The sequence below is a fragment of the Leisingera sp. S132 genome, assembly GCF_025144465.1.
Classification (GTDB): Bacteria; Pseudomonadota; Alphaproteobacteria; order Rhodobacterales; family Rhodobacteraceae; genus Leisingera.
Genome location: NZ_CP083553.1, coordinates 1,188,849 through 1,203,302, shown reverse-complemented (window position 1 = coordinate 1,203,302; position 14,454 = coordinate 1,188,849). Strand labels below are relative to the sequence as shown.

Below are 14,454 nucleotides of genomic sequence, written 5' to 3'. Positions count from 1 at the left end.
TGCTCCTTCCTAGAAATAGATGTCCGCCGCGGGAATGCTGACGCGGCCCTTGGCGGTGTTTAGGACAAGGTTGCCGCTGGCGTCCACCGTTTCAAAGGTGCCTTCGGTCTCTGACGACGCGGTCCTGGCACTAATCACCTCGCCCAGTTTGGCTGCACGCGCGAGCCATTCGGTGCGGATCGGCTCGAACCCGTAGGTCGCGAACTGCTGCTCGTAGCGGGCGAAGGCCCCGGCCACGGCCTCCAGGAATTCCTCCGGCGTGACCTGCACGCCAGTTTCCGACAGCAGCGACACAGGCCAGACCGCGCCGGGTTCCAGCCATTCCTTCATCGGCGTTTCCACCAGATTGACGCCGATGCCGACGAACAGGTGGCTGACGCCTTTGCCATTGCCCGCGCTTTCCAAAAGGATGCCTGCCAGCTTTCCGCCCTTCAGCAGCACATCGTTGGGCCATTTCAGCGACAGGCCCTCACTGCGGCCTGTGACCGCGACGCAGGCGTCATAAACCGCCAAGGCGGCGACAAAGCTGCGCAGTGCCGCCTGATCCGGTGCGCCTTCGGGGCGCATCACCAGAGTGGCGGCGAAATTTCCCTTGGGATCTTTCCAGTCACGGCCGCGGCGGCCCCGTCCTTGTGTCTGGCGCAGCGCCAGGATCCACTCCGGGCCTGCCAGCTCGTTTGCGATGCGCGCGGCTTCGTTCAAGGTGCTGTCCACCTCGGCGAGCACCCGTTTTCCGTATCCTGCTGGCCAGCTCATCTGCGTTCCTTAGAAAGTGCGAAAAGGCCCGGTCGCGTGACCGGGCCTCCCTAGCCTGCCTGAAAAGCAGATCAATTTACAAGGGTTGCTGCGGCGGCAGCCGCGGCGCTGTCGATGCCGAACTGGTAGACCACGCCCACCAGCATCAGCGCGGCAGAGGCCATCAGCGCCACGCCCAGAACCGGAGAGCCCTTCGCCTCCACGTCGTCTTCGCCAGTACCGAAATACATGTAGAAGACGATGCGCAGGTAGTAGAATGCGCCGATGACAGAAGCGACGGCGGAGGCAATGACCAGCGTCATCAGGCCCGCATCAATACCCGCCTGCCACACGCCGAACTTGGCAAAGAAACCCAGCATCGGCGGAACGCCCGCCAGCGAGAACATCAGGATCAGCACGGCCAGCGCCTTGCCCGGCTCGCGCGCAGCGAACTGGTTCAGGGCCTGAATATCGGTCACCGGCTTGCCGTCCTTTTCCAGCATCAGAATGAAGGAGAAGGTGCCGATGTTCATGGTGACGTAGATCGCGAGGTACACCAGCATCGCGGTGATGCCGGCTTCGGTGCCCGCCGCCAGGCCGATCATCGCATAACCCATGTGGGCGATCGAGGAGAACGCCATCAGCCGCTTGATGTCGCGCTGGCCGATTGCCGCGATGGCACCCAGGAACATCGACAGCACCGACAGCACCACGATAATCTGCTGCCAGTCGGCGATTGCGCCGCCGAAGGCGTCAAACAGGACGCGTGCAAACAGGCCCATGGCCGCAACCTTGGGCGCGGTGGCAAAGAAGGCCGTCACAGGCGTCGGCGAACCTTCATAGACGTCCGGGGTCCACATGTGGAACGGAACCGCCGAGACCTTGAACGCAAGCCCCGAGATCATGAACACCAGGCCGAACAGCATGCCGATGGACATATGGCCCTGCTCCGCAACCTGGATGATGCCCGCGAACTGGGTGGTTCCGGCAAAGCCGTAGACCAGCGAGGCGCCATAAAGCAGCAGGCCGGAGGACAGTGCGCCCAGCACAAAGTATTTGAGGCCCGCCTCGGTCGACTTGACGCTGTCGCGGCGCATGGCGGCCACGACGTAGAGCGACAGCGACTGCAGCTCCAGCCCCATGTAGAGGGACATCAGGTCACCGGCGGAGACCATCATCATCATGCCGACAGCAGCCAGCGCCACCAGAACCGGGTATTCGAACCGCAGGATGCCCCGGCGCGCCATATAGTCCTGGCCAATCAGCAGCACGGCAGAGGCGCCCAAGAGCAGCGCCACCTTGGCAAAGCGTGAAAAGCCGTCGTCGATGAACATGCCGTTGAATGCGGTCTGAGTACCGGCCGGGCTGGAGGCGATCCAGAACGCAACCAGCGCCAGCAGCGCGGCTGTGCTCCAGACCAGCGGCACAGCCAGCTTGTCCTTGCCGGTGTAGACGGCGCCAAGCAGCGCTGCCATGGCGTAAAGCGCCAGAACGATCTCTGGCAGGATTACGGTAAGATCAGCTTGGATCATCTGCCTGATGCTCCCTTAGTGCGAAGCAATCTGGGTCGCGGCCGAGGTATCGGCCGCTGCCAGAGACTGGTTGAAGTTTGCAATCAGCGCCTCGGTCGAGGGGCTGATGATGTCGGTGACCAGCGACGGGTAAACGCCCAGAAGCAGGGTCATGACGACCAGCGGCGCAAAGACGAAACGCTCGCGTGCCGACATGTCCTTGATCCCCATCAGGCTGCCCTTGATCAGATCGCCGAACACCACCCGGCGGTAGAGCCACAGCGCATAGCCGGCCGAGAAGATCACGCCGGTTGCCGCCACAGCGGTCACCCAGGTGTTCTTCTGGAACGTTCCCATCAGGGTCAGGAATTCACCGACGAAGCCAGAGGTGCCCGGCAGGCCGACGTTGCCCATGGTGAAGAACATGAAGACCAGCGCATAGGAGGGCATCCGGATCACCAGGCCGCCATAGGCATCGATGTCGCGGGTGTGCATGCGGTCATAGATGACGCCAACGCAAAGGAAGAGCGCGGCGGAGATGAACCCGTGCGACAGCATCTGGAAGATGGCGCCGTCGATGCCCTGCTGATTGGCGGCAAAGATGCCCATGGTGACAAAGCCCATGTGCGCCACCGAGGAATAGGCGATCAGCTTCTTCATGTCCTCCTGCACCATCGCCACCAGCGAGGTGTAGACCACCGCAATCGCGGACATCCACAGGACCACATCGGTCATCACATCCGCGCCCACCGGGAACATCGGCAGGGAGAAGCGCAGGAAGCCGTAGCCGCCCATCTTCAGCAGGATCGCCGCCAGCACCACGGAACCCGCGGTCGGCGCCTGCACGTGGGCGTCCGGCAGCCAGGTGTGCACCGGCCACATCGGCATCTTCACCGCGAAGGAGGCAAAGAAGGCGAGGAACATCAGGGTCTGGGCGCCGCCCAGAACATGGATGCCCAAGACGTCGAACGACGCCGCCGAGAAGCTGTGGGTCAGCAGGGTCTCGATATCAGTGGTGCCGGCATCCACATACATGAAGACCATCGCCACCAGCATCAGCACCGAGCCGAAGAAGGTGTAGAGGAAGAATTTGAAGGACGCGTAGATCCGCTCCTTGCCGCCCCAGATGCCGATGATCAGGAACATCGGAATGAGGCCTGCTTCGAAGAACAGGTAGAACAGCACCAGGTCCAGCGCCACGAAGACACCCAGCATCAGGGTCTCCAGGAGCAGGAAGGCGATCATGTACTCCTTCACCCGGTCAGTGACCGACCAGCTGGCCAGGATGGTCAACGGCATGATGAAGGTGGTCAGCATCACGAACAGAACCGAAATGCCATCAACGCCCATCTTGTACTTCAGGCCGAAGATCCAGGCCCGGTCTTCGACAAACTGGAAGCCGGTGTTGGCCGGGTCGAACTGGGAATAGATCCCCAGGCTCACCAGGAAGGTGATCGTGGTGGCAAAGAGCGCAACAAACTTGGCGTTGCGCTGCGCCGCCTTATCCTCGCCGCGCAGGAACAGGGCCAGGATGGCCGCCGCGAGCGCCGGGATGAAGGTGACAATAGAAAGGAGATTGTCCATCAGTGCGCTCCTCCGCCGATCGACATCCAGGTGACCAGGGCAGCAATGCCCAGCACCATCCAGAAGGCATAAGTAAAGATGTAACCGGACTGCGCGCGCCCAGCGAGACGGGTGAAGAAGGGCACCACACCCATGGCCAGGCCATTCAGGAATCCGTCGATGGTGTTGCCATCGCCGCGTTTCCAGAAGAAGCGGCCAAGGGCCACAGCCGGCTTGACGAAGATCACGTTGTAGATTTCGTCAAAGTACCACTTGTTCAAGAGGAACAGGTACAGCGGACGCTGCTGCTTGGCCAGGCGTGCGGGCAGCGACGGGTTCCAGATGTAGAACCACAGTGCCAGCACCAGGCCGCCGATCATGGCTGCAAACGGGGACAGCTTCACCCATTTCGGCGCCGCGTGGGCATCCTCCAGGATGTGGTTGTCCGGCGCGATGTACAGTGCGCCCTCACCCGGCTTGCCGGCAAACACATAGTGGTGCTCGCCGCCATGTGCCGCGTCTTCGCCATGGGCGGCCTCTTCACCGTGCGCAGCGTCATCGCCATGCTCGGCCTCTTCGCCATGCGCGGCAGCAGACGCTTCCGCCACCGGGATGCCATAGAATTTGCCGACTTGATCAGCGTGGCCGAAGAAGCTGCTGTACCACAGCATGCCCGAGAAGATCGCGCCGAGGGCCAGCACGCCCAGCGGCACCAGCATGGTCCAGGGGCTTTCATGGGCGTGGTCGTGGGTGTGCTTGTCGCCGCGCGCCTCGCCGTAGAAGGTCATGAAGATCAGGCGCCAGGAATAGAAGGAGGTCATGAAGGCCGCGATCACCAGCGCCCAGAAGCCGAACATGGAACCGCCCGCATAGGCGCTTTCGATGATCGCATCCTTGGAGACGAAGCCGGCAAAGCCAACCCAGCCGCTCAGCGGAATGCCGACGCCGGTGATGGCCAGCGTGCCGATCATCATCGCCCAGAAGGTATAGGGGATCTTCTTGCGCAGCGCGCCGTAGTTCCGCATGTCCTGCTCGTGGTGCATGGCGTGGATCACCGAGCCGGCGCCCAGGAACAGCATCGCCTTGAAGAAGGCGTGGGTGAACAGGTGGAACATCGCCGCCGAATACATCCCGACGCCGGCAGCCACGAACATGTAGCCCAGCTGCGAGCAGGTCGAGTACGCAATCACGCGCTTGATGTCGTTCTGCACCAGGCCCACGGTTGCGGCAAAGAAGGCGGTCGCCGCGCCAAGGGCAGTGATGAAGGCCGCGGCCTCAGGCGCAAATTCGATCAGCGGCGACATGCGGCAGACCAGGAACACACCCGCGGTCACCATGGTCGCGGCGTGGATCAGCGCCGACACCGGGGTCGGGCCTTCCATCGCGTCCGGCAGCCAGGTGTGCAGGATCAGTTGCGCCGATTTGCCCATGGCGCCGACAAACAGCAGGAAGGCCAGCAGGTTCGCGGCGTTCCATTCGCTCCACAGGAAGGAGACCTGGGTTTCCGCAATCGTCGGCACTTCAGCAAAAATATCTTTGAAGTTGATGCTTCCGTCTGTAACGAGGAACAGCCCGAAGATCCCCAGCGCAAAGCCGAAGTCGCCGACCCGGTTGACGATGAAGGCCTTCATCGCCGCTGCATTGGCGCTAGGCTTGCGGTAGTAGAATCCGATCAGCAGGTAGGAGGCCACGCCCACGCCTTCCCAGCCGAAGAACATCTGCACCAGGTTGTCGGAGGTCACCAGCATCAGCATCGCGAAGGTGAAGAACGACAGATAGGCAAAGAAGCGCGGCTTGTAGCTTTCGCCCTCTTTCCACTGCGGGTCATGATCCATGTAGCCGAAGGAATAGAGGTGCACGAGCGAGGAGACCGTGGTGATCACGATCAGCATGATCGCGGTCAGCCGGTCCAGGCGGATCGCCCAGTCAGTGGAGAGCGTGCCGCTTTCGATCCAGCGCAGAATCTGGATGGTCTCGGTCTGCCCGTCGAAAGTCAGGAAGGTGATCCAGCTGAGCAGCGCTGCCAGAAACAGCAGCGCCGTGGCGGTCACGGTGGCGGCTTTCTCGCCGATCATCTTGTGGCCGAAGCCGCAGATGATGGCGCCAACCAGCGGGGCAAAGAGGAGGATGGTTTCCATGTGTCTTCAGCCCTTCATCACGTTGACGTCTTCGACGGCGATGGTGCCGCGGTTGCGGAAGAAACAGACCAGGATCGCAAGGCCGATGGCGGCCTCAGCCGCGGCCACGGTCAGCACGAACAGGGTGAATACCTGCCCCACTAAGTCGCCCAGGAAGCTGGAGAATGCGACCAGGTTGATGTTCACCGCCAGGAGCATCAGTTCGATGCTCATCAGAAGGATGATCACGTTTTTGCGGTTCAGGAAGAGCCCGAAGATGCCGATGACGAACAGCGTCGCCGCGACGGTCAGATAATGTTCAAGTCCGATCATGGTAACAAGCTCTCGTATAGCTGAATAAGTCCAGGACGCTGATCGATACAACCAAAGCCGAAGGAGCATATCGATCCATCAACTGGTTCTAAGAATGATCCGGAAACGGTTGTGTACACCCCCGGTAGGTTGGGGCCGAAGGAATGGCTCCAAGGATGAGTACCGGCGAGGCCTTCTGTGCCAATGAAGCCAATCTGCGCTGCAATTGTACCCAGCGCGGCAACGGTAAGGATTGTTCTCCTCATCACAGCCCCTGCCCCGGTTTCACGTCCTTCAGCTCCATCGCAGCGGCCGGGTCGCGCATCATCTGGGCAACCACGTCCTGGCGCTTGACGTCGGTGCGGTGGCGCAGGGTCAGCACGATCGCACCGATCATCGCCACCAGCAGGATCAGGCCCGCAAGCTGGAACAGAAGGAAATATTGATCATAGATGATGAGGCCGAGCGCCTCGGTGTTGTGGCGGTCCGCAGGCACCGGATTGGCCAGCAGCTCCGGCGCCTTGTGGGCGGTTTCCCAGACACCGAAGGCCATCACGAACTGCATCAGGATCACCAGCCCGATGAGCAGCGCCAGCGGCATGTAGCGCGCCATCTCCGCCTTCAGCTCGGCAAAGTCCACGTCCAGCATCATCACCACAAACAGGAACAGCACCGCGACCGCGCCCACGTAGACGATGACCAGCAGCATGGCGACGAACTCCGCCCCCAGAAGCACAAACAGCCCGGCCGAAGAAAGGAAAGCCAGGATCAGCCACAGGACCGAATGCACCGGCTGGCGGCTGATCACGGTGAACAGCCCGCCGGTGATGGCGCTGATGGCGAAGAGGTAGAAGGCAAAAACGCTCATGTCTCATCGTCCCTTTTGTCGTCCATGACCCCCTGCGCCAGATCCAGCGCCCGGTTCATGGCCGGAATGCCGGCAAATACCGACATTTGTCCGATCGTTTCCACGATCTCTTGTTTCTTGGCGCCGGCCGCAAGGGCGTGGCGCACGGTCTGGCGCACGGCACTGTCGGCCTGTGCGCCCTGCATTGTCAGCCCGGCCAGTGTCAGCAGCAGCCGGGTCTTGGCATCCAGCCCGTCCTTGTTGACGGTGTTGCCGAACATCATTTCCATGACCTCTTTGGGCATGGTGGGCCACAGCGCCTCGAACTCCTTGAACGCCTCGGAAGGCGAGAAGTTCTCCAGCGCCGGGTTGAACGCCTTGGCCATCTGCTGGGCCTGGGCCATCATGGCCTCGAAAGGGTTCTTGGGATCGCTCATCGGTACGGCGCGTCGATTTCCAGGTTGCGGGCAATCTCGGCTTCCCAGCGTTCGCCGTTCGAAAGCAGCTTCTCCTTGTCGTAGAACAGCTCCTCGCGGGTTTCGGTGGCGAATTCGAAGTTCGGGCCTTCGACAATCGCATCCACCGGGCAGGCTTCCTGGCAGAAACCGCAGTAGATGCATTTGGTCATGTCGATGTCATAGCGCGTGGTGCGGCGGCTGCCGTCCTCGCGCGGTTCCGCGTCGATGGTGATCGCCTGCGCCGGGCAGACCGCCTCGCAGAGCTTGCAGGCAATGCAGCGCTCCTCGCCGTTGGGGTAGCGGCGCAGCGCGTGCTCGCCGCGGAAACGCGGCGACAGCGGACCCTTCTCGTGCGGGTAGTTCAGGGTAGCCTTGGGGGCAAAGAAATACTTCATCCCCAGTTTGAAGCCGACCCAGAAATCCTGCAGCAGGAAGTATTTGGCGGCGCGGGTGTAGTCGATGTTCGCCATCAGTTAGCCTCCCACGGTCCAGCGGGCGAAGATGCCCCAGAACCAGTCAAATTTTGCAGCAAAGGACACGAAAACCACCCAGGCCAGCGAGAACGGCAGGAACACTTTCCAGCCCAGGCGCATCAGCTGGTCGTAGCGGTAGCGCGGGGTGATCGCCTTCACCATTGCGAAGAGGAAGAAGAAGAACGCCATCTTGGCAACCATCCACAGGACGCCATCAGGCAGGCCCGGGATCGGTGACAGCCAGCCGCCGAAGAACAGCAGGGTTGTCAGCGCGCACATCAGGAAGATTGCGATGTATTCCCCGGCCATGAACAAGAGGAACGGCGTTGCCGAATATTCAACCTGGTAGCCCGCCACCAGTTCCGATTCCGCTTCCGGCAGGTCGAACGGCGGCCGGTTGGTTTCCGCCAGCGCCGAGATGAAGAACAGGAAGACCATCGGGAAATGCGGGATCCAGTACCAGTTCAACAGTCCCAGATCGCCGTCCTGCGCGCGAACGATGTCACCGAAGTTCATCGAACCGGTGGAGATGATCACGCCGATGATGATGAGGCCGATGGAGACCTCGTAGGAGATCATCTGTGCCGCGGAGCGCAAGCTGCCCAGGAACGGATATTTCGAGTTCGACGCCCAGCCGCCCATGATCACGCCGTAGACCTCCAGAGATGAGACCGCGAAGACATAGAGGATGGCGACGTTGATGTCCGAGAGCACCCAGCCGTCATTGAAGGGGATCACCGCCCAGGCGATCATCGCCAGCACGAAGGAGGTCATCGGCGCCAGGATAAAGACGGTTCGGTCGGCACCGGCCGGGATCACCACTTCCTTGACCACGTATTTCAGCGCGTCGGCCACCGATTGCAGCAAGCCGTAGACGCCCACCACGTTCGGGCCCCGGCGCATCTGGACCGCAGCCCAGATCTTGCGGTCCCCGTAGACGAGGAACAGGAGCGAGATCATCACAAAGGCAACAACTGCAAGCACTTGCGCCAGGATCAGAACAGCGATGCCGCCTGGAGTGTTAAAGAAATCAGCCATAGGTCCTCACACCGTGGGTATTCCGTTTGCCGTGCAATCCGCAACCGCGACATTGGCGTCGATGGTGCGCAGCCCGCGCGGCAGAGAGGGCGAAATCAGATAGACCGCATCCGCGGAAGATTTGCCCCCAGCCTGTGTCAAAGTTGTGCGCACATGTCGCGCAAATCCGTAGCCCCGGATCAGCGCGTATTGCGCGGCGGCGCATTCCGCATAGTTCTCAACGTCTTCCGGTGCGGCAGCCCCTCGCATGGAGACGTGAAATTGCACCAGATCGCCCTCCAGCAGGCTGGTTTCCACCCCTTCGTAAACCGGAGCGGGCCGCTCGCCTCCGGTGCCGGGCGCCATTGCGCAGGCGGCCAGCAGGAAGGGCGTTATGAGGGCAAAGCGGATCATTCGGCGGCCATTGCCTCGTTTCCGCGGGCTTTCACACCTGCCGACAGTTCCGCCATCAGCTGGGACGCGCGGGCAATCGGGTTGGTCAGGTAGAAATCCTTGATTGCGGGCAGGAAGTCCGCGTTGCCAAGCTTGTCCTGCTCCAGCGCCTCGCCGTCCTTCTCGGCCACTTCGTCGATCTTTGCCAGATGCGGCACCTCAGCGACCAGCGCCTGGCGCAGCTGGGCCAGCGAGTCATAGCCCAGCTTGGCATCCGCCTCCGCGCTCAGCGCGCGCAGGATCGCCCAGTTTTCCTTGGCCTCACCCGGCGCAAAGGCTGCGCGCATCGCCAGCTGCGGCCGGCCTTCGGTGTTCACGAACAGGCCGTTTTCCTCGGTATAGGCAGCGCCCGGCAGGATCACATCGGCGCGGTGCGCGCCGCGGTCGCCGTGGCTGCCCTGGTAGATCACAAAGGCGCCTGCGTCGATTTCCACCTCATCGGCACCGAGGTTGTAAATCACGTCAGCCCCGTCAATGGCGGCGGCCATGCCGCCTTCGGTCACAGCGCCGATGTCCATCGCGCCCACGCGGGAGGCGGCGGTATGCAGCACCATCAGCTTGGAGCCGGACAGCTCCGCCATCTTCTGCGCAGCCGCCAGGACCGCCAGGCTATCAGCCTCGCGCAGGGCGCCCTGCCCCACGATGATCAAGGTCTTCTTGTTGTCGCGGGTTTCTTCCGAGACGCCTTTGGCGATCATATCGCTGAGCGCGTCGCGGCCGGTGCCGGCATGGTAGTATTCATAGGTCAGATCCGCCGCCGGTCCGATCAGCGCTACTTCGGCGCCCTTGGCCCAGGCCTTGCGGATGCGGGCGTTCAGCACCGGCGCCTCGTCGCGCGGGTTGGTGCCGATCAGCAGGATCATCTGTGCGTCATCGACGTCTTCGATGGTCGCGGTGCCGGCATAGCCCGCCCGGTTGCCGATCGGCAGGCGCGCGTTGTCTGTACGGCATTCAACCTTGCCGCCCAGACCTTCAACCAGCTGTTTCAGAGCAAAGGCTGCCTCAACCGGGGCCAAATCGCCAATGAGACCCGCAATCTTCTTGCCCTTCATGGCGGTTGCGGCAGCAGACAGCGCCTCTGCCCAGGTCGCGGGCTTCAGCTTGCCATCGACGCGCACATAGGGGCGGTCAAGACGCTGCCGGCGCAGCCCGTCCCATACAAAGCGGGTCTTGTCGCTGATCCATTCCTCGTTCACGCCGTCGTGGTTGCGCGGCAGGATGCGCATCACTTCGCGGCCCTTGGTATCCACGCGGATGTTCGACCCCAGCGCGTCCATCACGTCGATGGTTTCGGTCTTGGTCAGCTCCCACGGACGGGCGGTGAAGGCATAGGGTTTCGACGTGAGCGCGCCCACCGGGCACAGGTCGATGATGTTGCCCTGCAGGTTCGATTGCAGTGTCTGGTTCAGATAGGAGGTGATCTCCGCATCCTCGCCGCGCCCGGTCTGACCCATCTGGGTGATGCCGGCGACCTCAGTGGTGAAGCGCACGCAGCGGGTGCAGGAGATGCAGCGGGTCATGGTGGTGGAAACCAGCGGACCGAGGTCCAGATCATCCACCGCGCGCTTGGCTTCCTTGAAGCGGCTGCCCGACAGGCCATAGGCCATCGCCTGGTCCTGCAGGTCGCATTCGCCGCCCTGGTCGCAGATCGGGCAGTCCAGCGGGTGGTTGATCAGCATGAACTCCATCACGCCTTCGCGGGCCTTCTTGACCATCGGCGAGTTCGTCTTCACCTGCGGCGCCTGGCCTTCGGGCCCGGGGCGCAGATCGCGGACCTGCATCGCACAGGAGGCGGCGGGCTTGGGCGGGCCGCCGACGACCTCAACCAGGCACATGCGGCAATTGCCGGCAATCGACAGGCGCTCATGGTAGCAGAAGCGCGGGATCTCGACGCCGGCCTCCTCACAGGCCTGGATCAGGGTCATTGCCCCATCCACCTCGATCTCGGTTCCGTCAATGTTGATCTTGCGGAGGTCAGACATGGTCTATTTCGCCCTCAGTAACACGCCGATCGCGCTGTTTTTCTCAATCTCTGCGCGGCCATAGGCGCAGAATGTTTCGGGTTCGCCGTAGTCGACGCCGTTCTGCGCCAGGAGCTGTTCTCCCTTGGCGCGCATCCGGGCCTTTTCAGCATCAGATTCGATGTAGCTGCGGATTTCCGCGTCCGAGTATCCCAGCGCGTTGGCCCGCGCTTTGAGCCGGCGCAACTCGCCCAGCCCTTTCAGGTAACGCGGAGAGATGTCGTCGCAGTAGTCCGAGACTTCCTTGGCCACCGCAACGGCAAACAGCGGGTCTTCGATTTCCTGCACATCACGCAGCGACGGTTTCGCCAGCGCTGCGGCTGGCAAGGCAACAACAGTGGACAGAACAGCGGCAATCAGGGCACGCATGGCATGGGTCTCCTTCAGTTTCGAAGCCCCCATGCGCAGGCGCGCGCTTCTGCTATGCAATAGCAGCCGGACCGTAAGGCCCTGATATGCCGGAAATCCGCTCACGGGGTGCAGGTCCCCTGGAACACAGCGCGGCCATCAGTGATGGTCAGCGGGGTCTCCTCGTCACGCGGGTCGTTGGCCCAGTTGATCTTTGAGGACCCGTAGGTGGTCACGCAGTAGGTGGTGCCGCCATGGGCCGCCGCTTCCCGCGCGCCCTTGACCGAGCGCTCAACGCCTTTGATGTCGATCTGGAACACCGCGGGGTTTGTCTTCTTGTCGATGGGCTTGGCCTTCGCCTTGAACGCCACGCCGTCGTACAGCTCGCGGTTCTTGTTGGTCGTGGAGGTGCCGCAGGCCGAAACCAGCGCCAGAGCCGCCAGGCAGGCCGCCGGAACGGCCATCCGGTATGTCTTCATCATGCTCAAAATACTGCCGCCAATGCCAGGATCGCCAGACCCGCCATACAGGCCCAGCCGAGAACGTAGAAAACAGAGCGCGGACCGCTGTGCGGTTTGCCGATGCCCTGCAGGTGAATGAAAATCATGAACACACGGGACACCACCGCCATAGACGCCAGCAGGTTCACCCAGAACGGCGCCGCACCCGCAAGAATTGCCACCAGTGTCACAGTCAGGAAGGCCGGCAAAGTCTCGCAGCCGTTCAGATACGCCCGGTTCAGCCGGTAGGCCTTCTCCGCATAGTCCTCTTGCGGCGTGGCGCCCGGAGCGAGGCCCGCCTTCTGCTTGGCCAGCGCCGAAAACGGCGACAGCGCCAGGGTGATCAGGGTAAAGATCACCAGCGCGGCCAGAGCGTGGGAATATGCGTCGAAGGCTTCCATCAAGTTACCACCATTGCTCAGTCAACAACTGGTCCAAATACTTATTTTTTTTCATCGCTTGCCGCCCCGCATGGCACCATTCGCTCTCAAGCGTTCCAGTGCGAATGCCATAGGCAAAATAGAACTCGAAGTTCACTTGGTCTCTGATCCCAACCGGGACTTCCTCCATTTCATTTCGCCAATTGCCACGCGAGAAGCCTTCCCGCTCTAGCAACTGAAAATTTTCTTCTTCCAGGACACGATACTGCTCTTTGTCGATTGCTAAGGTCTTACAGTGCTTTGCAACATCAACGGCGATCTGCCCCCAGGACAAGTACAGCGAGAACTCATACGGCGGATACGGCAGCTCCGTTGCAGAAGCTGGCCCGCATGCCAGAAAGAGTATCGTCGCAAGTTTCTTCATTCCGCCGCCATCGCGCCCATACGGCCGGTTTTCTGGGCCTTGATGCGGTCCTCGATTTCTTCGCGGAAGTTTTTGATCAGGCCCTGGATCGGCCAAGCAGCTGCGTCGCCAAGGGCGCAGATGGTGTGGCCTTCGACCTGTTTGGTCACGTCCCACAGCATGTCGATCTCTTCCAGCTCGGCCTCGCCCTTCACCAGGCGGTCCATGACGCGCATCATCCAGCCGGTGCCTTCGCGGCAGGGGGTGCACTGGCCGCAGCTTTCGTGCTTGTAGAACTTGGACAGTCGCCAGATCGCCTTGATGATGTCGGTCTGCTTGTCCATCACGATCACCGCCGCAGTGCCGAGGCCGGAGCCCAGCTCGCCACGCAGGTAGTCGAAGTCCATGATCGCGTCACGCATGTTCTCGCCGCGCACACAGGGGACAGAGGAGCCGCCGGGGATCACGGCCAGCAGATTATCCCAGCCGCCGCGGATGCCGCCGCAATGCTTTTCGATCAATTCCTCGAAACCTATCGACATCGCCTCTTCGACCACACAGGGATTGTTGACGTGGCCGGAGATCGCAAACAGCTTGGTGCCCGCGTTGTTCTGGCGCCCGAAGGACGCGAACCAGTCGGCGCCGCGTCGCAGGATGGTCGGCACAACCGCGATGGATTCCACGTTGTTCACGGTGGTCGGGCAGCCGTAAAGGCCCGCGCCCGCCGGGAACGGCGGCTTCATCCGGGGCATGCCCTTCTTGCCTTCCAGGCTCTCGATCAGCGCGGTTTCTTCGCCGCAGATGTAGGCCCCTGCCCCATGGTGCAGGAAGACGTCGAAGTCCCAGCCGGAACCGGCGGCGTTCTTGCCCAGCAGCCCCTTGTCGTAGCATTCGTCGATCGCGGCCTGCAGCGCCTCGCGCTCGCGGATGTATTCGCCGCGCAGGTAGATGTAGCAGGTATGCGCGTTCATCGCGAAGGAGGCGATCAGCGCGCCCTCGATCAGCGTGTGCGGATCGTGGCGCATGATTTCCCGGTCCTTGCAGGTGCCGGGCTCGGATTCATCGGCGTTGATGACCAGATACGCCGGGCGGCCGTCGCTTTCCTTGGGCATGAAGGACCACTTGAGGCCGGTCGGGAAGCCCGCGCCGCCACGGCCGCGCAGACCGGAATCCTTCATCGTCTGAATGATCCAGTCGCGGCCCTTTTCGATGATGCCAGCGGTGCCGTCCCAATGGCCGCGCGCCTTGGCGCCCGCCAGGTTGCGGTCGTGCATTCCGTAAAGGTTGGTAAAGATCCGGTCCTGATCCTTCAGCAT

The 14,454-nt window shown here is 62.0% G+C and carries 16 protein-coding genes; all 16 read right to left on the bottom strand.

Going from position 1 to position 14,454, the window contains the following annotated elements:
- Positions 1 to 9: 9 nt before the first annotated feature.
- Positions 10 to 756 carry a biotin--[acetyl-CoA-carboxylase] ligase gene (locus tag K3725_RS05855; RefSeq protein WP_260017889.1) on the bottom strand — a complete coding sequence of 249 codons (747 nt, stop codon included), beginning with the start codon at positions 754 to 756 and terminating at the stop codon, positions 10 to 12.
- Between the two features lie 71 nt (positions 757 to 827).
- Complete coding sequence (nuoN, locus tag K3725_RS05850) at positions 828 to 2,267, bottom strand: NADH-quinone oxidoreductase subunit NuoN (RefSeq protein WP_260017888.1); 1,440 nt, start codon at positions 2,265 to 2,267, stop codon at positions 828 to 830.
- 15 nt (positions 2,268 to 2,282) lie between these two features.
- Positions 2,283 to 3,830, bottom strand: a complete 1,548-nt coding sequence (locus tag K3725_RS05845) for an NADH-quinone oxidoreductase subunit M (RefSeq protein ID WP_260017887.1) — start codon at positions 3,828 to 3,830, stop codon at positions 2,283 to 2,285.
- The gene (gene nuoL, locus K3725_RS05840) at positions 3,830 to 5,947 is read right to left on the bottom strand and encodes an NADH-quinone oxidoreductase subunit L (protein ID WP_260017886.1); all 2,118 of its coding nucleotides are present in this window, start codon (positions 5,945 to 5,947) and stop codon (positions 3,830 to 3,832) included. The genes K3725_RS05845 and nuoL overlap by 1 nt, the downstream gene beginning before the upstream one ends.
- Before the next feature lie 6 nt (positions 5,948 to 5,953).
- Entirely contained in the window at positions 5,954 to 6,259 is a 306-nt protein-coding gene (gene nuoK, locus K3725_RS05835; RefSeq protein ID WP_008553673.1) for an NADH-quinone oxidoreductase subunit NuoK, read from the bottom strand.
- A gap of 244 nt (positions 6,260 to 6,503) precedes the next feature.
- The gene (locus K3725_RS05830; protein WP_039145419.1) at positions 6,504 to 7,106 is read right to left on the bottom strand and encodes an NADH-quinone oxidoreductase subunit J; all 603 of its coding nucleotides are present in this window, start codon (positions 7,104 to 7,106) and stop codon (positions 6,504 to 6,506) included.
- On the bottom strand, positions 7,103 to 7,522 hold the full coding sequence (locus K3725_RS05825) for a carboxymuconolactone decarboxylase family protein (protein ID WP_260017885.1): 420 nt from the start codon (positions 7,520 to 7,522) through the stop codon (positions 7,103 to 7,105). The genes K3725_RS05830 and K3725_RS05825 overlap by 4 nt, the downstream gene beginning before the upstream one ends.
- Positions 7,519 to 8,013 (bottom strand): NADH-quinone oxidoreductase subunit NuoI, encoded by a 495-nt coding sequence (gene nuoI, locus K3725_RS05820; protein WP_260017884.1) that lies wholly within the window; start codon positions 8,011 to 8,013, stop codon positions 7,519 to 7,521. Before nuoI ends, K3725_RS05825 begins: the two co-directional genes overlap by 4 nt.
- A 3-nt stretch (positions 8,014 to 8,016) precedes the next feature.
- On the bottom strand, positions 8,017 to 9,054 hold the full coding sequence (gene nuoH, locus K3725_RS05815; RefSeq protein ID WP_039145417.1) for an NADH-quinone oxidoreductase subunit NuoH: 1,038 nt from the start codon (positions 9,052 to 9,054) through the stop codon (positions 8,017 to 8,019).
- Positions 9,055 to 9,060: 6 nt separating this feature from the next.
- Positions 9,061 to 9,447, bottom strand: a complete 387-nt coding sequence (locus K3725_RS05810; protein ID WP_260017883.1) for a hypothetical protein — start codon at positions 9,445 to 9,447, stop codon at positions 9,061 to 9,063.
- The gene (nuoG, locus tag K3725_RS05805; RefSeq protein ID WP_260017882.1) at positions 9,444 to 11,468 is read right to left on the bottom strand and encodes an NADH-quinone oxidoreductase subunit NuoG; all 2,025 of its coding nucleotides are present in this window, start codon (positions 11,466 to 11,468) and stop codon (positions 9,444 to 9,446) included. Before nuoG ends, K3725_RS05810 begins: the two co-directional genes overlap by 4 nt.
- A gap of 3 nt (positions 11,469 to 11,471) precedes the next feature.
- Positions 11,472 to 11,876 carry a DUF5333 domain-containing protein gene (locus K3725_RS05800; protein WP_065267103.1) on the bottom strand — a complete coding sequence of 135 codons (405 nt, stop codon included), beginning with the start codon at positions 11,874 to 11,876 and terminating at the stop codon, positions 11,472 to 11,474.
- A 101-nt stretch (positions 11,877 to 11,977) separates the two neighbouring features.
- Complete coding sequence (locus K3725_RS05795; protein ID WP_260017881.1) at positions 11,978 to 12,337, bottom strand: hypothetical protein; 360 nt, start codon at positions 12,335 to 12,337, stop codon at positions 11,978 to 11,980.
- Positions 12,338 to 12,339: 2 nt separating this feature from the next.
- Positions 12,340 to 12,756 carry an MAPEG family protein gene (locus tag K3725_RS05790; RefSeq protein WP_260017880.1) on the bottom strand — a complete coding sequence of 139 codons (417 nt, stop codon included), beginning with the start codon at positions 12,754 to 12,756 and terminating at the stop codon, positions 12,340 to 12,342.
- A 4-nt stretch (positions 12,757 to 12,760) separates the two neighbouring features.
- A complete protein-coding gene (locus K3725_RS05785) occupies positions 12,761 to 13,159 on the bottom strand; it encodes a hypothetical protein (RefSeq protein WP_260017879.1) in 399 nt (132 codons plus the stop codon).
- Positions 13,156 to 14,454, bottom strand: a complete 1,299-nt coding sequence (nuoF, locus tag K3725_RS05780; protein WP_065267087.1) for an NADH-quinone oxidoreductase subunit NuoF — start codon at positions 14,452 to 14,454, stop codon at positions 13,156 to 13,158. Before nuoF ends, K3725_RS05785 begins: the two co-directional genes overlap by 4 nt.

What these genes read in the sequence shown, in the direction of transcription:
- K3725_RS05855 (WP_260017889.1), bottom strand. Translation starts at nt 756, where the DNA reads ATGAGCTGGCCAGCAGGATACGGAAAACGGGTGCTCGCCGAGGTGGAC.
- nuoN (WP_260017888.1), bottom strand. Translation starts at nt 2,267, where the DNA reads ATGATCCAAGCTGATCTTACCGTAATCCTGCCAGAGATCGTTCTGGCG.
- K3725_RS05845 (WP_260017887.1), bottom strand. Translation starts at nt 3,830, where the DNA reads ATGGACAATCTCCTTTCTATTGTCACCTTCATCCCGGCGCTCGCGGCG.
- nuoL (WP_260017886.1), bottom strand. Translation starts at nt 5,947, where the DNA reads ATGGAAACCATCCTCCTCTTTGCCCCGCTGGTTGGCGCCATCATCTGC.
- nuoK (WP_008553673.1), bottom strand. Translation starts at nt 6,259, where the DNA reads ATGATCGGACTTGAACATTATCTGACCGTCGCGGCGACGCTGTTCGTC.
- K3725_RS05830 (WP_039145419.1), bottom strand. Translation starts at nt 7,106, where the DNA reads ATGAGCGTTTTTGCCTTCTACCTCTTCGCCATCAGCGCCATCACCGGC.
- K3725_RS05825 (WP_260017885.1), bottom strand. Translation starts at nt 7,522, where the DNA reads ATGAGCGATCCCAAGAACCCTTTCGAGGCCATGATGGCCCAGGCCCAG.
- nuoI (WP_260017884.1), bottom strand. Translation starts at nt 8,013, where the DNA reads ATGGCGAACATCGACTACACCCGCGCCGCCAAATACTTCCTGCTGCAG.
- nuoH (WP_039145417.1), bottom strand. Translation starts at nt 9,054, where the DNA reads ATGGCTGATTTCTTTAACACTCCAGGCGGCATCGCTGTTCTGATCCTG.
- K3725_RS05810 (WP_260017883.1), bottom strand. Translation starts at nt 9,447, where the DNA reads ATGATCCGCTTTGCCCTCATAACGCCCTTCCTGCTGGCCGCCTGCGCA.
- nuoG (WP_260017882.1), bottom strand. Translation starts at nt 11,468, where the DNA reads ATGTCTGACCTCCGCAAGATCAACATTGACGGAACCGAGATCGAGGTG.
- K3725_RS05800 (WP_065267103.1), bottom strand. Translation starts at nt 11,876, where the DNA reads ATGCGTGCCCTGATTGCCGCTGTTCTGTCCACTGTTGTTGCCTTGCCA.
- K3725_RS05795 (WP_260017881.1), bottom strand. Translation starts at nt 12,337, where the DNA reads ATGATGAAGACATACCGGATGGCCGTTCCGGCGGCCTGCCTGGCGGCT.
- K3725_RS05790 (WP_260017880.1), bottom strand. Translation starts at nt 12,756, where the DNA reads ATGGAAGCCTTCGACGCATATTCCCACGCTCTGGCCGCGCTGGTGATC.
- K3725_RS05785 (WP_260017879.1), bottom strand. Translation starts at nt 13,159, where the DNA reads ATGAAGAAACTTGCGACGATACTCTTTCTGGCATGCGGGCCAGCTTCT.
- nuoF (WP_065267087.1), bottom strand. Translation starts at nt 14,454, where the DNA reads ATGCTGAAGGATCAGGACCGGATCTTTACCAACCTTTACGGAATGCAC.